Annotated in this window: 22 protein-coding genes; 7 read left to right on the top strand and 15 right to left on the bottom strand. The window is 33.4% G+C overall.

Translation table 11 applies throughout. From position 1 onward, the window contains the following. The first annotated feature begins 18 nt into the window (after window positions 1-18). Window positions 19-480, top strand: a complete 462-nt coding sequence (locus ABWH96_RS20890) for a DUF6438 domain-containing protein (protein WP_375579421.1) — start codon at window positions 19-21, stop codon at window positions 478-480. A 9-nt stretch (window positions 481-489) separates the two neighbouring features. On the opposite strand, the gene ABWH96_RS20885 is transcribed toward ABWH96_RS20890, so the two are convergent. Beyond that, window positions 490-1,008 carry a hypothetical protein gene (locus ABWH96_RS20885; protein WP_375579420.1) on the bottom strand — a complete coding sequence of 173 codons (519 nt, stop codon included), beginning with the start codon at window positions 1,006-1,008 and terminating at the stop codon, window positions 490-492. Beyond that, window positions 1,001-1,537, bottom strand: a complete 537-nt coding sequence (locus ABWH96_RS20880) for a helix-turn-helix transcriptional regulator (protein WP_375579419.1) — start codon at window positions 1,535-1,537, stop codon at window positions 1,001-1,003. Before ABWH96_RS20880 ends, ABWH96_RS20885 begins: the two co-directional genes overlap by 8 nt. A 111-nt stretch (window positions 1,538-1,648) precedes the next feature. Between ABWH96_RS20880 and ABWH96_RS20875 the strand changes: the two genes are divergently transcribed. From ABWH96_RS20875 to ABWH96_RS20860, 4 genes are all read left to right on the top strand, one after another. Beyond that, window positions 1,649-1,906 (top strand): YtxH domain-containing protein, encoded by a 258-nt coding sequence (locus ABWH96_RS20875; RefSeq protein WP_375579418.1) that lies wholly within the window; start codon window positions 1,649-1,651, stop codon window positions 1,904-1,906. Between the two features lie 50 nt (window positions 1,907-1,956). After that, window positions 1,957-2,448, top strand: coding sequence for a Dps family protein (locus ABWH96_RS20870; protein WP_013454300.1), 492 nt, complete (start codon window positions 1,957-1,959; stop codon window positions 2,446-2,448). 149 nt (window positions 2,449-2,597) lie between these two features. After that, window positions 2,598-3,371: a UDP-2,3-diacylglucosamine diphosphatase gene (locus ABWH96_RS20865; RefSeq protein WP_375579417.1), complete on the top strand. Its 774-nt coding sequence runs from the start codon at window positions 2,598-2,600 to the stop codon at window positions 3,369-3,371. Window positions 3,372-3,386: 15 nt separating this feature from the next. Further along, complete coding sequence (locus ABWH96_RS20860; RefSeq protein WP_375579416.1) at window positions 3,387-3,779, top strand: hypothetical protein; 393 nt, start codon at window positions 3,387-3,389, stop codon at window positions 3,777-3,779. 104 nt (window positions 3,780-3,883) lie between these two features. On the opposite strand, the gene gcvP is transcribed toward ABWH96_RS20860, so the two are convergent. Continuing rightward, complete coding sequence (gene gcvP / locus ABWH96_RS20855) at window positions 3,884-6,796, bottom strand: aminomethyl-transferring glycine dehydrogenase (protein ID WP_375579415.1); 2,913 nt, start codon at window positions 6,794-6,796, stop codon at window positions 3,884-3,886. A 138-nt stretch (window positions 6,797-6,934) separates the two neighbouring features. Here gcvP and ABWH96_RS20850 point away from each other — a divergent pair, with 138 nt between their 5' ends. Then, window positions 6,935-8,401, top strand: coding sequence for a M28 family peptidase (locus ABWH96_RS20850; RefSeq protein ID WP_375579414.1), 1,467 nt, complete (start codon window positions 6,935-6,937; stop codon window positions 8,399-8,401). A gap of 7 nt (window positions 8,402-8,408) precedes the next feature. Then, entirely contained in the window at window positions 8,409-8,609 is a 201-nt protein-coding gene (locus ABWH96_RS20845) for a hypothetical protein (RefSeq protein WP_375579413.1), read from the top strand. A 42-nt stretch (window positions 8,610-8,651) separates the two neighbouring features. Here ABWH96_RS20845 and ABWH96_RS20840 read toward each other — a convergent pair whose 3' ends face one another. The 12 genes from ABWH96_RS20840 to ABWH96_RS20785 all read right to left on the bottom strand — a co-directional run bounded on the left by ABWH96_RS20840 (window position 8,652) and on the right by ABWH96_RS20785 (window position 19,313). Next, window positions 8,652-9,155, bottom strand: a complete 504-nt coding sequence (locus ABWH96_RS20840) for a hypothetical protein (RefSeq protein ID WP_375579412.1) — start codon at window positions 9,153-9,155, stop codon at window positions 8,652-8,654. Between the two features lie 51 nt (window positions 9,156-9,206). Continuing rightward, on the bottom strand, window positions 9,207-9,710 hold the full coding sequence (locus tag ABWH96_RS20835; protein ID WP_375579411.1) for a hypothetical protein: 504 nt from the start codon (window positions 9,708-9,710) through the stop codon (window positions 9,207-9,209). 27 nt (window positions 9,711-9,737) lie between these two features. Next, on the bottom strand, window positions 9,738-10,241 hold the full coding sequence (locus ABWH96_RS20830; protein WP_375579410.1) for a hypothetical protein: 504 nt from the start codon (window positions 10,239-10,241) through the stop codon (window positions 9,738-9,740). Beyond that, window positions 10,223-11,023, bottom strand: coding sequence for an inositol monophosphatase family protein (locus tag ABWH96_RS20825; protein WP_375579409.1), 801 nt, complete (start codon window positions 11,021-11,023; stop codon window positions 10,223-10,225). The genes ABWH96_RS20830 and ABWH96_RS20825 overlap by 19 nt, the downstream gene beginning before the upstream one ends. Next, window positions 11,023-12,189, bottom strand: coding sequence for a DUF4105 domain-containing protein (locus ABWH96_RS20820; RefSeq protein WP_375579408.1), 1,167 nt, complete (start codon window positions 12,187-12,189; stop codon window positions 11,023-11,025). Before ABWH96_RS20820 ends, ABWH96_RS20825 begins: the two co-directional genes overlap by 1 nt. Before the next feature lie 9 nt (window positions 12,190-12,198). After that, window positions 12,199-12,882 carry a 16S rRNA (cytidine(1402)-2'-O)-methyltransferase gene (gene rsmI / locus ABWH96_RS20815; RefSeq protein WP_375579407.1) on the bottom strand — a complete coding sequence of 228 codons (684 nt, stop codon included), beginning with the start codon at window positions 12,880-12,882 and terminating at the stop codon, window positions 12,199-12,201. Window positions 12,883-12,902: 20 nt separating this feature from the next. Further along, window positions 12,903-13,133: a 4a-hydroxytetrahydrobiopterin dehydratase gene (locus ABWH96_RS20810; RefSeq protein WP_375579406.1), complete on the bottom strand. Its 231-nt coding sequence runs from the start codon at window positions 13,131-13,133 to the stop codon at window positions 12,903-12,905. Between the two features lie 58 nt (window positions 13,134-13,191). Further along, window positions 13,192-13,458: a DUF493 domain-containing protein gene (locus ABWH96_RS20805; RefSeq protein WP_375579405.1), complete on the bottom strand. Its 267-nt coding sequence runs from the start codon at window positions 13,456-13,458 to the stop codon at window positions 13,192-13,194. 70 nt (window positions 13,459-13,528) lie between these two features. Further along, a complete protein-coding gene (locus ABWH96_RS20800) occupies window positions 13,529-15,640 on the bottom strand; it encodes a SurA N-terminal domain-containing protein (RefSeq protein WP_375579404.1) in 2,112 nt (703 codons plus the stop codon). Between the two features lie 77 nt (window positions 15,641-15,717). Beyond that, window positions 15,718-16,992, bottom strand: a complete 1,275-nt coding sequence (locus ABWH96_RS20795) for a hemolysin family protein (RefSeq protein ID WP_375579403.1) — start codon at window positions 16,990-16,992, stop codon at window positions 15,718-15,720. Window positions 16,993-17,191: 199 nt separating this feature from the next. Beyond that, window positions 17,192-17,851, bottom strand: coding sequence for an LPS export ABC transporter periplasmic protein LptC (gene lptC / locus ABWH96_RS20790; RefSeq protein WP_375579402.1), 660 nt, complete (start codon window positions 17,849-17,851; stop codon window positions 17,192-17,194). A gap of 157 nt (window positions 17,852-18,008) precedes the next feature. Beyond that, on the bottom strand, window positions 18,009-19,313 hold the full coding sequence (locus tag ABWH96_RS20785; protein ID WP_375579401.1) for a tetratricopeptide repeat protein: 1,305 nt from the start codon (window positions 19,311-19,313) through the stop codon (window positions 18,009-18,011). Window positions 19,314-19,320: the final 7 nt, after the last annotated feature.

The raw sequence follows: 19,320 nt of genomic DNA, 5'->3' as shown, positions 1-19,320 counted from the left end.
AAAAACATCTAATCGATCATGAATATTTTTAAGTATAATTATGTAAGCATATTATTTGTATTTTGTTTGATGGTATCTTGCAAAACAAATTCTGCTACTTCCTCTCAAAAAGTAGAGGAAATTTTTAGTTTAAATACTACGTCATGTATGGGACCCTGCCCGGTTTTTGAATTATCTCTATACGGAGATAAAAAATTGGTTTTTAATGGGAAGGAAAATACCGAAGTATCAGGAGAGCATGAAGTAGTTTTAACGGATGATCAGTTTGAATCTTTATTGGGCATAATTGAATCAGCTGATTGGGTTAATTTGGATAAACAATATAAATCAAACATGATGGATTTGCCCACTCAGAAATTTACATATAACCGAAAAGGTGTAAGCAAAAGTGTTTCTAGATATGGGGCAGGCCCTGAATCAATTTCAAATATGAGTGATACTATCCTGACTTTTGTGGAGGAACAGGTTTTTAATAAATAACTAGAAAGTTTATTCCTTTAAATATTTTTGGGGCAATGGCTCTTCTTCTGTTTCATTGCTCCAAAAAACATTCATGATGTACCATCTATCTTTTCCTTTCAATAATTGAATGCTGTTTATGCCACGTCTTTGGATCGCACCATCTTTGGATTTGCGCACAGCGTAAGTGCTAAAACAATGCGCAATATTCCCAAAAGATTCTGTTACCCTGTAAAGCTCTTGCTCATAGAAAGCTGTGCCTCCTCTATTTTTCTTGTACATTTCAACATATTCCTGAGGAGTCCAATAGTTATAAGATACGTCACCAGTTTCTGATTTTTGTGTTGGAATAAGTTTTGCGTTTTCGGAAAATAAGTAGTTGAATCTCTCCCAATCTCTTTCCTCATCAGCAGGTCCAGAAATCACTTCTGTTAAAGCGGTCATAATTGATTCGATTGATTCTACATCTTTTTGATAATTTTGCCCATTTAATATGTTGGTAGAAAAAATTGTTAGAAATAGGAGTGTAATTCTCAATATATTAGTCATGATTTTTATCTATTATTTTGATTAAATCTGTATTACTCTTTAAAACAGTTTGCAGTATATCCAATAAGTTGATGTAATCAGCAGACAATTTCTTAGTAAGGTCTTCCGAACCATCACTTGAATTCATTCTCATTTTATGAAAAGCTCTGAAGCCATCAACCATTTTTTGGATATCCTTGTTTTGATCTCTAAGTCTTTTGACTTTGTCCTCTGCATTATGATTTCCTTTTAAAGCGTTCACACGGTCTTTCAAACCTTGGATTGGGAAACTTTCTTCAAATATTTTAAAAGGATTTTTCTCCTGTGTTATCTTTTTGGATGAATATTGTAAGTCTTCATTTACTATTTGATGAATATCTATCCCAAAGTAGTCTGCTATTTTTACCAAATTTTCAATACTGGGTTGAGCCAATTCCTTTTCATAAGAGGCAATATTACCTCTTTTAAGACCAACAGCCTCTGCCATAGCGGTTTGGCTCAATCCCTTTTCTGTCCGTAGATATTTTATGTTGTTTGATATTTTTGTCATTTGTTAACAATATTAACATTTTATGATTAAAAATGTCAATATATGTAACATTATTTTCTTTTTGGGGTTATAACAGTAAAGAATATTTAAAAACTAAAAATTAAAATCGCTATGAATAACGGAGTAAAAATTTTGACAGGATTTAGTTTAGGATTGTTGACAGGAGCAGTTGCAGGTTTATTATATGCACCTGAAAAAGGAGATAAAACAAGAAAAAAATTGAAGAAAAATGTTGATCAATCTTATAAAGATTCATTAAAGAAAATTGATGAATTGAAATCAACATTAAATAAGGAGATTGATACAGTTTCCACTAAAGGAAAAGATACAATCAATCAATTGAAAGAATCAGTTAACTACAAAAATTAATAGTAATACTGATTTTTTAATTTTTTATTGAACCAAAATAAATTAATTACATGAGTACTACAGTAGATAAAAGATATAGAAAGTTAGGTTTCGACAAATCAGAAACAGAAAGATTAGTTGAAGTAATGAATGCATTACTAGCTAATTATCATATGCATTATCAAAAGTTGAGAAATTTTCACTGGAATGTGAAAGGAGCTGACTTTTTTGATTTGCATGAGCAATTTGAAGAAAGATATGATATAGCTAAAGAAAGCATAGATGAGATAGCTGAAAGAATTAGAGTCTTTGGTCATACACCGCTTAGTAATTTAAGTGACTATATGGAAAATTCTAATATCAAGGAATCTCCAACTGATTTACCCGCTGAAGAAATGGTACAGGAAATTCTAAATGATTATCAAATATTATTATCTTATTTAACAGATGCTATGAATGCTGCTATTGATATAGGAGACGTAGGAACTGAAGATATGCTAAATACTTTCATCCAAGATATGGAGAAACACCACTGGATGTTAAGTTCTTTCTTAGGTAAATAATGAAATCATAAGTAGTAACATTAAAGCTGAATCTCAATTAGGTTCAGCTTTTTTTATGTTCTATTTTTCTAGAAATTATAAGTTTTCATATTTGAAATTGACAAAAAAAGCCAAGTTTTAATATGCTTTTTTTAGCTTTGTAGCGAATTATGAAAACCCTAAAACTGGACATACCAGCAGATAAAAAAATATACTTTGCCTCAGACTTTCATTTAGGAGCTCCTAACCAAGAGGAAAGCTTAATAAGAGAGCAAAGGATAGTTCGGTGGATGGATAAAATAAAAGTTGATGCCTGTGCTTTATTTTTGGTAGGTGATATATTTGATTTTTGGCATGAATATAAAAAAGCCATTCCTAAAGGCTTTATTCGCTTTCAGGGAAAATTAGCAGAATTAGCTGATTCAGGTTTGCCAATCTATTTATTTACCGGCAATCATGATATGTGGATGTTTGGTTATTTCACTGAAGAACTTGGTATAGAGGTTTTTAGAGAGCCCATAACTTTATTGGCTAAAGATAGAAAAATGTTGATTGGCCATGGTGATGGCTTAGGGCCTGGGGACAGACAATATAAATTTCTTAAAAAAGTATTTGCTAATAAAGTATGTCAATGGTTATTTAGACAAATACATCCAGATTTAGGGATTAGTATTGCCAATAAATGGTCTGCTAGCAGTAGAATTAGCAGCAGTACAGATGAAACGGAGAAATTTTTGGGAGAGGGGGAGTGGCTTTGGACTTACGCTAAAGAGGTAGAAAGCCAAACACATCATGATTTTTATGTATTTGGACATCGGCACTTACCACTTGATTTGGAAGTAAACGAAAATTCACGTTATATAAATTTAGGGGAATGGGTAAATTATAATACTTTTGCATCTTTTAATGGCAAAGATTTTGTGTTAGATAAATTTGAGAATTAATTATAGCCTTAAAATATGATAAAAGTTTTACTTATACTTTCCTTTTTATGCTTTACACTTTCTTTCTCTTATGCCCAAGAAAGCTCAAAAGACAGTGTTGAGTTAGAAGGTATTGAAAAGGATGGTAGAGTGAATTACCCTAAAAAATTGTTGGTTAATCCTGAGTTTGATTTTAAATTAAAAAAAACGGATAAAGGGAAATTCACTGTTAGCTTCTATAAAGAAAATGACAAATCTGTCACCATTAAAATCTACGATTTAATTGGAAATTTAATTAAACAAGAAACTGTTTCAAAATCTGGCTTATTTACAAAAGAATACGATTTAAGTTATTATAATCCTAAGTTTTTTATAGTTGAGGCGGGAGGCTCACAGTATAATAAAACCAAGTCTATCATAGTAGAATAAGGTTTTTCACTTTATTATAATTCGATCATATTTTCCAGTAATCATAAAAAAAGCCTTTCAAATTTAAAATCTGAAAGGCTTTTCATTTTAAACTGCTTGTAAATTTATGCTAATGCCTCTTCAGGCTTATCTTCATATTCTGAAACTGGAATGCAGCTACACATCAAGTTTCTATCACCATAAGCACTGTCAATTCTGCTAACGCTTGGCCAGAATTTACTTTGACGAATAGATTCTAATGGGAAAACTGCTTTTTCACGAGAATATGGCAATTCCCATTTTTCAGCTAATGCTACTGACATAGTGTGAGGTGCATTCTTCAAAACGTTTTGATCAGCATCTGCTTTTCCATCTGCTATTTCTTGAATCTCTTTTCTAATTGAAATCATAGCAGTACAGAATTTATCCAATTCCATTTTGCTTTCACTTTCCGTAGGCTCAATCATCATCGTGCCTGGAACAGGGAATGAAACAGTTGGGGAATGATATCCATAATCCATCAAACGTTTGGCAATATCTTCCACTTCAACACCATATTCTTTGAAAGCACGGCAGTCAATAATCATTTCATGCGCAGCTCTACCTTTTTGATTGGTATAAAGAACAGGGAAGTGACCCGCCAATGTTTCTTTAATATAGTTAGCATTTAAAATAGCAAGTTGTGTAGCTTGTTTAAGGCCTTGGCTTCCCATCATAGAGATGTAGGCGTAACTTATTGCTAAAATGCTGGCACTGCCCCATGGAGCCGCTGAAATAGCTGAAATGGCTTGATTACCTCCAGTTGGCACTAATGGATTGCCTGGCAAGAAATCTTCTAAGTGTTCTGCAACACAAATTGGCCCCATACCTGGTTCACCACCACCATGTGGAATACAGAACGTTTTATGTAAATTCAAATGGCAAACATCTGCTCCAATATTAGCTGGAGATGTTAAACCAACCTGAGCATTCATGTTGGCACCGTCCATATAAACTTGACCGCCATTATCATGAATGATCTGACAGATTTCCTGAATACTTTCCTCAAATACTCCGTGAGTAGAAGGATAAGTTACCATTAAAGCTGCTAGATTATTTTTATACTCTTCAGCCTTTGCTTTTAAATCATCTAAATCAATATTTCCCTGATCATCACACTTGGTAATAATCACTTTCATACCTGCCATTACAGCACTTGCAGGATTTGTTCCGTGTGCAGATGAAGGAACTATTGTTACATTTCTATGATCTTCACCTCTACTTTGATGATAAGCTCTGATAACCATCAAACCAGCGTATTCACCTTGAGCACCAGAATTAGGCTGTAAAGAAGTAGCAGCAAATCCAGTGATTTCAGTCAACATATTTTCCAATTTGATGAACATCTCTCGATAACCTAAAGCTTGTTCTTTTGGAGCATAAGGATGAATATGTGCTAGTTCAGGCCAAGTGATTGGAATCATTTCAGCTGTTGCATTCAATTTCATGGTGCAAGAGCCCAAAGAAATCATGGAATGTACCAATGATAAATCTTTGTTTTCCAATCTTTTGATATAGCGTAACATCTCGTGCTCAGCATGGAACTGATTGAAAATTGGATGCTCCATAAATCTACTCTCACGAATCAATTGTTTTGGCCAATCCAGTTCTAATGAATCAACTTTGTCTTCAACAGAATATTTATTCGCATCCTCATCCACTATCAATGCAAATATTTCTATCAATTCTTTAATGTCATGAATACGAGTTGTTTCATTTAGAGCAATTGAAACGGTATGGGTTCCAGTTAAGTTAAGATTGATTTTTCTTTCATATAATATTGAATGAAGCTTTTCTCTTAATTTTTCTGACTCTAATTGAACAGTGATCGTATCGAAATAATTTTTATTGATTACTTCATATCCTAATGCTGTAAGTCCATTGGCTAATAATTTAGTTAAGGAATGAGTCCTTACTGCAATTTTCTTCAAACCGACAGGCCCGTGGTAAACCCCAAACATTCCTGACATGATAGCCAATAATACTTGCGCTGTACAAATATTGGAAGTCGCTTTTTCCTTTTTTATATGTTGCTCTCTGGTTTGAAGTGCCATTCTGTAGGCTTTATTTCCTTCTTTATCTAAGGAAACGCCAATAATTCTACCAGGGATTTGTCGTTTATAAGCCTCTTTTGTAGCAAAATATGCGGCATGAGGTCCGCCATAACCTAGTGGAATACCAAATCTTTGTGAGGTTCCAACTACACAGTCAGCGCCCATTTCGCCAGGAGGCGTTAATAACGTTAAAGCTAATAAATCTGCACCTATGGTGGAATAAATATTATATTCAGTAGCAGCTTCAATAATTGGCTTTAAATCATTGACCTCTCCTTTTAAGTTAATTTGCTGAGCATAAAACCCAAAAATATCGGAATCAGTAACATCCAATTGCGATAAATCAGCAAATCTTAGCTCGATACCTAAAGGATTAGCTCTGGTTTTTAGGACATCAATAGTTTGAGGGAAGGTGTTTTCATCAACAAAGAATACTTTAGCCGATTTTTTCTTGCCTTTCCTTAAACCATAGAACATGCTCATAGCTTCAGCAGCAGCAGTGCCTTCATCTAAAAGTGAGGCATTTGCTAATTCCATTCCAGTCAAATCCATTACCATAGTTTGGAAATTGACCAAAGCTTCTAATCTACCTTGAGCTATTTCAGCTTGGTAAGGAGTATAAGCAGTATACCATCCCGGATTTTCGAGAATATTTCTTTGGATTACACCAGGTGTGTGCGTATTGTAATACCCTAATCCGATGTAAGACCTAAAGATTTGATTTTTTTGAGCAATTTCTTTGAACGACTCTAAAAATTCAAACTCAGTTTGTGCCTCAGGGAGGTTTAATTCTTTCTTCAGCTGGATAGCTTTTGGAATTGTTTCATCAATCAGATGTTCTAAGGAATCAGCTTTTACCGTTTTCAGCATCTCTGATATTTGCTGATTATCCGGTGCATTATGCCTTACATCAAATCTTTCTTGGTACAGAGGGTTTAATTTCATAATATTTGAAAGTATCTTTAATAAATATTTTAGATATTCACGGACTGTTTCGTGCCACAAAAGTACAATATATTATTTAGGATTTTTGTTCACATAACAGTAAAAAATTTAAATAAATTTACCTTTAACCCCTTAATTATGAAGACTTTTTTCTCAACTCTCATGATGAGTTTATTGGCTGCTAGTTTGCTATCAGCCCAAGTAATGGAAAAGCAAGCAAGAAAATATGCAAAAACTATTACTGATGATGATTTAACCCGTCATTTAACATTATTAGCCTCTGATTCTTTGGAAGGAAGAGAAACTGGAAAAAAAGGCCAAAAAATGGCTGCAGAATATATTAAAAATCATTTTGAGTCATTAGGGCTTCAAGCTCCGGTTGATGGATCTTATTTCCAAAAGTTTAATTTGTACCAAACCTATAGAGGAAAAGCAGAAATGGAAATAAAAGGGAAAACCATTAAAAATCTTGAGCAGATGGTTTATTGGGCAAATGTTCCTTTTGAAAAAAGCGAAATTGAAATCGTATTTGTAAACAAAGCTCAGGAGGAAGACCTTAAGGGTATTGAAGCAAAAGGTAAATTCTTAGCTTTTGAAGCGGATGGTCAGTTTACCCCTACTTTAAAAGCAATTGAAGAGGCAGGAGCAAAAGGAGCTGTCGTATTTGCTGAAGATAGTAGCAGAATGAATATGGTAATGCGTTATGGACAATATTATGCTACTCACGGTTCGTTGTCTAGAGATGAACCATCAAAGGATGGCCTTGCGAGCGTGGTGCTTTATAAAGAATTAGCACAGGATATTTTCGGGAAGTCTATTTCTGAATTGGAATTGGGTGATGTAGCCAATGCCGAATTGTTTGCAGAAATCAATACAGAAATCATGGAAACTGAAAATGTATTAGGCTATCTGGAAGGAACCGATAAAAAGGATGAACTAATTATATTGACAGCTCATTATGATCATGTAGGAATTCAAGATGGAAAAGTATATAATGGTGCTGATGATGATGCTTCAGGTACTACTGCGGTTCTAGAAATAGCGGAGGCTTTTGTGAAAGCCAAAGAAGATGGAAAAGGCCCTAAAAGGAGTATATTGTTTATGCCCGTAACAGGTGAAGAGAAAGGATTATTAGGTTCAGCTCATTATGCTGACAACCCAGTTTTTCCTTTAGAAAATACAGTTACTAATTTGAACATTGATATGATTGGTCGTGTAGATTCTGCTCATAAAGATGATAGAGAATTTGTATATTTAATTGGGTCTAACAGAATCTCTACTGAATTACATGAAATCAGTGAAGCAATGAATGAGAATTACACTAAATTAGAATTGGATTACACTTATAATGCAGAAGATCATCCAGATAGAATTTATTATCGTTCTGATCATTGGAACTTTGCTAAAAATGGTGTCCCAATCATTTTCTATTTTAACGGTACTCATGATGATTATCATCAGCATACTGATACTGTAGAGAAGATTGAATTTGATTTATTAAAGAAAAGAACAGATTTGGTTTTTTATACCGCCTGGGAAATAGCTAATCGAGAAAATCGATTGACAATTGATGAGGTAGAGGAAACTGAAGAATCAGATAAATAACAGTCTTATGAAAAAACTATCAACCCTTTTAATGATTTTAATGATTTCAGCATGCGGACTAGTTGAAGTTTGCGTGGTGTGTACTGAAGCCAATACTGGTATTGAGGAAGACCAATGTGGCACACCTGATGAGATTCAAGATTTTGAGGATGAACTGGAGGAAACAGGCAATCAGTATGGCCAAGATTGGAACTGTGTTGGAGCTTAAGGAACTTTATAGAATATGATAAGCTGATTATTGAAGATCAGCTTATCTTTTCAATAAATTTTCAACTTCTATTCTCTTTTGAGATGCAATGTCTTCAATAGCTCTTTTAATCTGGATTGAAGTTTCTTTTCGAGTTTGATAAGGGTAATACTTCAAGCCTGTTTTATCTTGAATTCCGATTTTATAATAACCCAATTCAATTTTCTTTACATCATCCCAATTAATAAATTCCGATTTTTTAAGAACATTTTTCTTAATTTTCAATCTATCTTTAGAAATCATGAAATGAGGAGCATATTTTGAGGTAGGTGATAATTCAAAATGAGCTTTTACAAAGAAAAGAATGCCATTGAACCCATATATAACAGGCATACCTATTTTTTCAAATAACCCATTATTTTCTGTAAAAAAAATGTCTATTATTATTAATATAAACCAAAAAGCAGCTAGAAAGTAAGAAAGCTTCCGAAATGCAGAATCAGAATATTTAACATTCTGTAATCCTAAATTTATTCTTTTGCCTTTTAATTCTAATTGTGTTTCCATCGGTTCTGGAGTATGATTAATAGTTTTTATTAGTTTATAGATAAGATCAACTTATTTTTTCAATAAATTCTCAACTTCAATTCCTTTCTGAGCCGCAATGTCTTCAATAGCCCTTTTAATTTTGATTGAGGTTTCTTTTCTAGTTTGATATGGATAAAATTGTAAACCAGTTTGATCCTTAATTCCTATTTTGTAATATCCCAATTCTATTTTCTTCACATCATTCCAATCGATGAATTGAGATTTTTTAAGAACGCCTGTTTTAATTTTAAGTCCATTTTCGGAAACCAGGAAATGAGGAGCATATTTTGAGGTAGGAGATAATTCAATTCGAGCTTTTATGAATAAAAAAAACAAACCCATTATAAAATACGCGCTACAGAAGACTACTTTTTCCGCTATTCCTGCATTATCTCTAAAAAAGTAAAGTACGCTCATTCCAATGAATAAGGTGCCTAGCAAATAATTTAACTTCTTTATGGCATCGTCTGAAAATTTTACATTTCTTGCTCCTAAATTAATCCTTTGACTTTTCTCTATTGATTGTGTTTCCATTTGATAATAGGTTTAAAGACGCATTAATCATTGCCTTTTTAGCATATTTTCAATTTCGATATTTTTTACTTTTGCAAATTGTTCTATCTCTCTTTTTAGTTGGATAGAGGTCTTTTTATCAGTAATATAAGGGAAATATTGCCAGTCTGATCTATGTTTAATGCCGATTTTAAAAGGTCCAAATTGAATCTTTCTTATTTTACTCCATTCAATAAAATATGGGTTTTTAAATAAACCTAATTTTATTTTTATACCATTTTCAGTTAACTCAAAATATGGCATAAGCTTCTTGTTGTAAGATGATTTGGCGCTAATAAAATAAAAAATACCAGCTAAAATAAAAAAAACAAACTGTACAATATTCCCATTATCGCCCTTTTCCATAAAAAATTCCATAGCCATAAAAATTCCTGCAACTAGAAATAAGAAGCTACTTATATAGAATAATTTTCTTGAGGTTTGAGGGCTAACAAATTGATCCCTAGGTACAAGTAAGATTGTTTTTTTGCTTTCTATTGATTGTGTTTCCATCGGTTCTGGAGTATGGCTAATAGTTCATTATACACATCAGAAGAGCAAGATACTATTTCTCTTCCAAAAATGAAATCATCATCCCCATTAAATCGGCTGACTTTCCCACCAGCTTGTTGTACGATAAAAGCTCCTGCTGCCACATCCCAAGCATTCAGGTTGTATTCGAAATAGGCTTCATATCTTCCACAGGCTACATAGGCTAAGTCTACTGCAGCACTGCCAAACCTTCTTAAACCATGCGTGTTTTGCATCAAATGTTTTAAAATGGATAAGTAGTCATCCATTTTATCAAAATCATTGTAGGGGAAGCCAGTAGCAATTAAACTTTGAGACAAATCAATATTCTTTGAAACAGAAATTGGCTTTCCATTTAATTTCGAAGTTTCTCCTTTAACTGCTTCAAAGCATTCATCTCGATTGATTTCTAACACTATACCTGATATTATCTCATCATTCTGCTGTAAAGCCACACTTATAGAGAAAACAGGCAGACCATGCACAAAATTAGTAGTGCCATCCAAAGGATCGATGATCCAATTATATTCTTCACCTTTTTTATTAGAGGTACCTTCTTCGGCAATAAATCCCGATTCAGGAAGTATTTCACCTAAACCCTCTACCAATCTTTTCTCAGCCTCTTTGTCCACATAGCTGACCAAATCATTAAAGCCTTTATGTTCTACTTTATCAGTATTGAAGTTCTCGGATTCATGTCTGATAAACTCGCCTACTTCTTTAACTAATTTGATGGCTTCTTGGTGGATAGCGTTTAATTTCATCAGGTATTCATTTTTTTGGTTCTGTATAAAAGATTAAATGACTTAAAGGCAAAATATAACACAATGGGCAAAACTGCTGCATGCATAGCTTGTGGTAATGTATAGAAGAATCCTAATACCATAAATTGAGCAATCCCAAAGACTGCATAAAAAACCGTATGCCATTTTTTAGCTGGTTTTTTGAAAAGTAAAAAGGCTAAAAATAAATTTAATGGGAAAGCCCAAATGATATTCCAGTTATTGACAGTCGCCACATGATCTGACAAAAACCAAAGAAAGAAAATGAGACAGCCCACAAGACCAGTAATGATAAACAATAGTCTGTTGAACCAAACATCACTTAATTTAGATTTATGATGCCTTACACTTAAGAAAATACCAAATAGACAAAGAAACCAAGTGATGTACTCAGGGAGAATTTGAAAGCTAGCGGCATCTTCATTTTTTTCGGCTTCATATAATATGATTTTATCTTCAACAATTGGTTTGTCATTATAAGTAGCTTCATCAAAATGCATCATTAATAAATCAGGTAGAAACATTTCATTTCTTTTATCTGCCAGATCATCAGTTGGTTGACCTAGTGCTAAATCAATACCGAAATCTTGCCAAGGTTTATTTTCTAAATAAATATCCAAGAATTCTCTGAAAGTGTAGCCTTCTGCCTCTTTTTCCCAAACTAGTCCTTCTCCCAAAACATCCTCCAGTAAATCTCTTATTCTTGTAGAACAATTGTCATAGAAAAAATCATATTTATAATACCTATTTTCAGGTTGAATATTATTTACTAGGTAAGCATATATTGCTTTTTTCTGTTTATAACTGAGATTGAGCTTTTGTTGGAATACAGACCTGTTTTCAGCATTGGCAGAATTCACCAAATAATTGATACTTCCAGCACCCAATCTATAATCTAATTTCCCTCTTGTAAACTTCATATAAAAACCAGGGGTATCAAAATCGAAAATACCATAGTTATAGACGATACTCAAGTTTCTTTCTTTGTCTAGTATCCAAACGGCAGAATGACCGAAATTAGAGTGTAAATCGTTACCAGGGGACACCGTTATCAAACTTATCTCAGCACTTTCTGATAAATTTGTATTATACTGTGCTATACCATTTAAACTAAAAAGGCATAACAAAAGACTCATGATAATTTTCATAGTTTGAATTTATGATTTAGCATTTAATACCAATACAATTTCTCCTTTTGGAGCAGTGTTTTCAAAATGTTCTATCAAGCCCTCTAGTGTGTCTGTTAGGGTCTCTTCGTATAATTTAGTGAGCTCTCTAGAGACAGATGCCATACGGTCTTCTCCCATTACTTCTGCCAATTGTTTCAATGTTTTGAGTAAACGGTGTGGAGATTCATAAAAAATGATTGTACGGTCTTCTTCTTTAAGGTTTTCTATCCTTGTTTTCCTGCCTTTTTTATGCGGCAAAAAGCCTTCAAATATAAATCTATCATTTGGAAAGCCTGATTTGATAAGAGCTGGTATAAGGGCTGTAGCTCCTGGGAGGGACTCCAGCTTGATGTCATTTTTCAGAGCTTCTCTGGCCAATAAAAAACCCGGATCAGAGATTCCGGGTGTTCCAGCATCGGATATCAATGCCATTATTTTTCCAGCTTTTAATTCTTCAATTACTTGCTCTACCTTTTTATGCTCATTATGAATATGAAAGCTCTGAAGCGGTTTTTTTATATCATAATGCTTTAGCAGTTTTCCTGATGTTCTGGTGTCTTCTGCTAATATCACATCTACCGTGTTCAGAATATTCACTGCGCGGTAGGTCATATCCGCCAAATTACCAATGGGGGTGGGCACCAAATAAAGTTGAGTTTCTGATTGCTCCATCCCCAAAATTAAAGATTTTCTTAAACTAATTTATCAATTTCTTCTGCAAGCTTTCTATCTTTTTCAGTAATGGTATTGCCTTTATCATGAGTGGTCAATTCAAAACTGACTTTATTGTAAACATTAGACCAGTTAGGATGATGACCCATTTTCTCAGCAATTATGGCTACCTGTGCCATAAAACCGAAAGCCTCAGTAAAATCTTTAAATTCAAATGTTCTTTTTAACGTATTATTTTCTTCTTTCCACATAATGTTTTCTTTTAGTATATGTAACCGCTCCAAAAACGATTTGTTACACTAAGAAAGGCTATAATGCAATAACCCCTTTTACCTTATTGGTTTCCATATACTTTTCAATAATCTGCTCAGCAGAATTAGCCAACATTTTTATGGTTAAGCTCACATACTTTCCTTTACTTGAGGGCTTCACAATTACCTCGTGGTTTTCGAATATATCTTTGATCTGATCCTGTTTCTCTGCTTCGACAATAAATTTAAACATATAAAGGCTCGGCCATTCTGAAACAGCTTCCAGTTTTTCTCTAAAAGATTCGATATCTTTTTCTGTACTCATTCTTTCTATCTTTTTTTTCTCACAAAAAAAGGGGCTTAAAAGCCCCTTAAAATATTAAGTATATAATAAATTAATAGAACTTATATCTTTCATCTACAATGTCAGCTTTTTCTTCAATTGCTGATTTAATTTCAAATGAAACATTGTTTTTTCTACTTTGTGCTAATTGATCCTTATAAGAATTATAATCTGCAACTTCTGGTGCAGCGGTTCTGTTTCGCACATTTACGATTACTATACCATTATTAGCCTCTAAAGGTTGCGATTGAGTGTTTAATTCCAATCCAAAGATCGTACCCATTACTTTTGGAGCTTGTCCTACATTTGCTAATGAATTAGAAGAGATTTTCACATTAGTAGTAGAGAAAACATTAGCATCAGCGCCATATGCATTAGCGATTTCATTCAAGTTACCTGATAATTCAGAAAGTTTTTCTTTAATGATATCTCCCTGCATTTTTTCTCTTAATTCTCTGGATACTACTGCTTTTACGTCCTCAAAATTAGCAGTTCCTTTTTCTGTTTCATTAGTTAATACAGCAACCACATAATGAGAATCTGTCTCAAATACTTCAGATACTTTACCTTTAGTCGCATCTGAAAATGCCCATCTTACTAATGGTCTTGCAGATCCTAGGTTACCAATCGTTCTTTGATTAGGAGACATCTTACCTGAACTTCTAACATTGTATTCACTTTCTTTTGCGGAGGTTGTGAATTCACTGTAGTTGGCATTAGAAGCAGCAAATAGATCTGCTTTTCTGTATAAATTATCTCTAGTAGATTCAGATGGCAATATTTCTCTGTGGATTGTAGCTATTTTATATGTTTTAGCTGTTTTTTCTTCTGTTACTTTTATCACGTGGTAGCCGTACTGTGTTTTAACCACATTATTGATAACGCCAGTTCCAGATTTTGCAAAAACCGCTTCGTTGAATTCGTCCACCATCTGTCCTTCTTTGAACCATCCTAGGTCTCCACCATTTGTAGCAGAAGGACCATCACTGTAATCTTTCGCTAATTCTGCAAAATCTTGACCGCTTCTTGCTTTTTGAAGTACTTCTTGTGCTTCTTTTTTTGCATTGGCGTCTGCCTCATCGCTATCATCTTCAGCCTCAATCAAAATATGGCTTGCTTTTACAGAAGATACCGTATCATCAAAAATCTTTGATGTTTTATAAAGAACATAAGCTCCGTTTTCAATGTATGGCCCTATTACATCACCTTCTTTAAGGATATTAGTATTTGAAGCTAATATTTTAGGAAGCTGTGCTATCGGATATGTTTTAAATGAATTGCTTCTATCAGAATTTTGACGAGCATAAGCTGAATCATCTTCCACTTTCTGAAACTCAGCTTTAATTTCTTCAATTTCTTCTTTAATCATAGTAGAATCTTCTCCAGAAGGGAGTAATTCAAAACCCACATAGCTTATAGTTCTAGAAGCATCAGTTTCATAATTTTCCTTGTTTTCATTGTAAAAACTCTTCAATTCTGATTCTGAAGGGTTAATTAAAGAATCTTTCACAGAGTAATATGGAATATATAAGTATTCTAAATCAGCCGTCTCATTTTCTTTTTGATAGGCTCTTTCAGCTTCCGCTTTTGTGATATAAGTAGAACTAGCTAAGAGCTCATCATATTTAGTTCTAGCCCTTGCAGGAACTAATGAAGATTCAAATGAATACCATTGAGCTTGTTGTTCTGCGGGAGCCTGCGCAATATTTCGAATAATATTAACAACTTGCTCCTTATTAAACTCACCAGTTTGAGGATTTGTAAAATTTTGTCTAACAATCGGGCTGATGTTATCACCTTGAACCATGTCTACCAATTCTTCATTAGTGACTTCAAGGCCTAACTCATCATATTCCTTTTGAAATGCTTTTTCAATAATAAGGAAATCCCAAGCTTGTTGACGGATCGAACTCATTTCCTGATCTGAAGGTGCTCTACCATTTCCAGCTCTGAAGTTGTTTTTGAATTCTTCAACCTTACGCTGATATTCAGGTAAGTTGATAGTTTCACCGGCTATTTCACCAACATCATTAGATTGTCCGCCACCTAATAGCATGGAGTCAGGCCCAAGCAAGTCAGTTAGCAAGAAAGCTAAAATGGATAATCCTATCAGGGCGATCAATACCGACCCCATTTTTACTCTTAATGTATTAAATACTCCCATGTTTGTTTATTTCAAAGATTCGCAAAATAATAGTATAAATGATTAATATCAAAGTGATTCCATTTATTACTTTTAGCTTAATTCGGGTTAGTGATAATTAATTTTACTAGATTAATTCTGTTTTCTTCCATACTTTCTATCACAAATCGGAATGGAGGACTACTGACTTCTTCTTTTAATTGTGGAAAATTTTCTGTTATAGACAAGATAAAGCCTCCTAACGTATCATAATCCCCTTCCGGCAGGTTCAATAAATACTTATCATTTATATAATCGATTTCAAGTCTTGCGCTAAAAACGAAGGTATCAGCTGAGATTTTTTCTTCTACTAAATCTTCATCATCGTGCTCATCCTGAATTTCGCCAAAAATTTCTTCAATGATGTCTTCCAAACTGACAATACCTGATGTGCCGCCAAATTCATCTACGACCAACGCCAAGCTTTTATGTTCTTGAATGAATTGTATCATTAATTCATTGGCTGGCATGGTTTCAGGTACTATAATTATAGGCGTTAAAATTTCTTTAACTGTACTGGGCTTTTTGAAAAGCGCTAATGAATGGCAATATCCTATAACATCGTCAATAGTGTCTTTATAAATCAACACCTTAGAATGACCACTATCATTAAATGCATCCTTTAATTCCTCAATTGTATCTTCTATATCTACAGCCACTACCTCAGTCCTTGGGATCATGCATTCCCGCACTTTTATAGTTTTAAATTCAAGTGCGTTATTAAAGATTTTCTTATCTAATTCTACTTTACTTTCTTGATGGTCAAGTTGAACCGTGTTTTTAACAAAATGATCTAGATCTGTTAATCCAAATACTGGTTTGTCTTCTTCATAATTTAGCCTAAGCACATATTTTATAAATACTTTTGATAGGCTTACTATAAAGAAAACAATAGGATAAGTTAGGTAGTAAATTAGCCAAAGGGGTACTGCAAAGAAAGATAATAATCCATTTGGATTAAGCAGAAATATGCTTTTGGGGGTAAATTCTGCTATAAATAGAACAAATATGGTTGCAATAAAAGTCTGAGCTAATAAAATAAATACATCATTTTGAAAGAATAAAGGTAAATTTGTAATTAAAATGGGCTCTATCATTTTAGCCATATAAATACCATAAACTACTAAAGAAATCGTATTGCCTATAAGCATTGTTCCAATAAAAGAGGAAGGTTTCTCTAGAAATTTAGAGAGTATTTTGCCAGATATGATGCCTTGCTGGCTTTGCAATTCAATATGAAGCTTATTGGAGGATATGAAAGCGATTTCTGTTCCTGAAAAGAATGCAGAAAAGAGTAGAGAAACGATTATATATATAAAATAACTGCTATCCATTTTTTATTTAGAACTATCCTCCGCTTTATTTTTTTGTCTTAGGTATCTATGTAAAAGTAAGAGACTTATAGATAACATAAAAATCCAATAAGAATATTCAAAGCCCACCGTCATAGATTGATGAATACCAATAATAAAGAAAGCAAATGCTAAACCAATAATTATAAAATTAGTTTTTGGTTTCTTTGGCTCTGAACTTTTATTCTTTGTTTTTTTCTTCTTTGAGCTCATTCGATCTTTTTATGGTTTTCTTAACGGGTTTTCTTTTAATGTTTTCTGATTTAGGTTTCTCAGGTTCTGTAGGTGAACGTTTAACCTCTTGATTGCTTGAATCTTTTTCATCTAAATAGATGGTACCGCTTGGCTTGAGAATTCTATAACTTGAAAAATCTTGTTTTGCCCTTAGGCCAGTCCCTGTAGAAATCTGATCTTCCGATTGAATTCTTACGAAGGTTTCGGTGTAAATTTCTTCTTTTTCAGGCTCCCAGTATAATTCTTCAGAATTAAGCTTTCTTGGTTCAATATATCCAATTACTTCTACATCTCCTTCTGCTTTATAGATTTGAGTTTCTTTGGTAAAGTAAGCTGAATTGGCTTCTAAAGTAGAAGACATAGTTCCGTCAGGTTCATAAAACTCTATGAAAATATCATTCGGAAATTCTCTATCCCCATTTTCAAATTCATATTGCTTTGAGGCTTTCACTTTAACTCTAACCTTAGCAGAATCAGAATAAAGAATTTCAATAGTATCGGCTTCCATTATTGGGCCAGTATACTTCTCAAAATTTTTATTTTTTTCCAATCCTGATGAGCAGGCAAAAATGGTCAAAACAAATAGGAAGGTGAAAAATTGTTTCATGTTTATTTATTGCTTTATATAGGTCACGATTTATTCAGGTATTAGAGTGTGTTGGTAAATATTTGTACTTAAATAATATTCAATTCATTTGTCAAAAATAAAAAAAGCGGTCAAGATATTGAATTCCAGACCGCTTTTAAAAATTATATTTATAATCTTAGTCCCTAATTTGAACTTGTACTGTTTCGTTTATCCAACATCCAACGGTAACTTCATCACCTACTTCGTAATCATAGTTAAAGATATCTTCATTAGAAGGAAATTGCTCTTTAGCAACACTCATTCTATTTGTAGCACCACCTTTTTGATACATATTGTAAGCAGCAATATAAACCGCTCTGTCTTTTACAATATCCTCTCCTCCTTTACAATCAGGGAAACTTTTAAGGTATAAATCTCCAATTAAAGTGTAGGCTTCTTTTCTAGATGGATCCTCATCCAAAGCTTCATAAGCATAACTTCTTGCTTTAGACCTATTACCAGTTTTAGAAGCAATGTCTGCCAATTCAATATGAACATCTGCTTTTTTGATATTATCTTCAGTATATTTTAAAGCTTCTTCGAAATACTTTGCCGCTTCTTCATAGTTCTCTTTTGATTTGCTTTTCAAGGCAATTAATCTAGCTAAACCAAATTCTGGAGTATTTTCCTGAACAACTTTTGCCGCGTCAATGAAAGAATCCGAGCTAGTACAACCCCCAGCTAAACCGAATTTAACAATTCTTTCAGCGTCTTCAACTGGCTTTTCATTCTCTATAAACTTAGGATAAAGTTTTTCATCAATCATGCTACAATTAATAGTTACCGAAGCATTGAATAATTTTTCGATATAATCTCTAGCTCTTTGGATTTGTTGTTTACTTTCTCCATTTGCCTCCATTTCATCCAGAACAATTTGAACTTGATCATAGATTTCGATTATATCCAAATCAGTTAATGGGCCTCCAGTTAATTTATATCTCCTTGCAGCATCCATATAACGGAAAGTAGTGGAGATAAAAGCTTTGGCTCCTAACATTTCAAAAGCTTCTTTGTGGATTTCATATAAGTCTTTATACTTATCTTTTCTTTCTTTCCACACATCATATGCACCAGAAGCTTTTCTGTTGGTAACATTTTCAACATCATTGAAATATTTCATTCTAAGGTCATACAATAGCACCACAGAATCTTGGATGTTTTTTTGTTTCTCACCTGTGGTAGTTTCCGCTAAATTTTCATATACTTTAACTCCTTGTATATAAATAGACGGGTTTAAATCAGGTGTTTCTTTCAGTAACCATTCCAAAGGAGGTTTTGCAGCTTCATACTTTTCCGCTGTAAGCATATCAGAATAAAGTGCATTTTTTTCCATTGCAGTTGCCTTCTTATCCGGATCTTCCGGCCAGTTCCAGCCATTTTGCCCAAGCATAGTAGCTTGTGCAAATATTAGTAATGCTAGTGTTAATAGAATTCTCTTCATCTTTTTT

The organism is Marivirga tractuosa (genome assembly GCF_042140215.1).
Taxonomy (GTDB): domain Bacteria; phylum Bacteroidota; class Bacteroidia; order Cytophagales; family Cyclobacteriaceae; genus Marivirga; species Marivirga tractuosa_A.
This window is presented reverse-complemented; position numbering and strand designations above follow the sequence as displayed.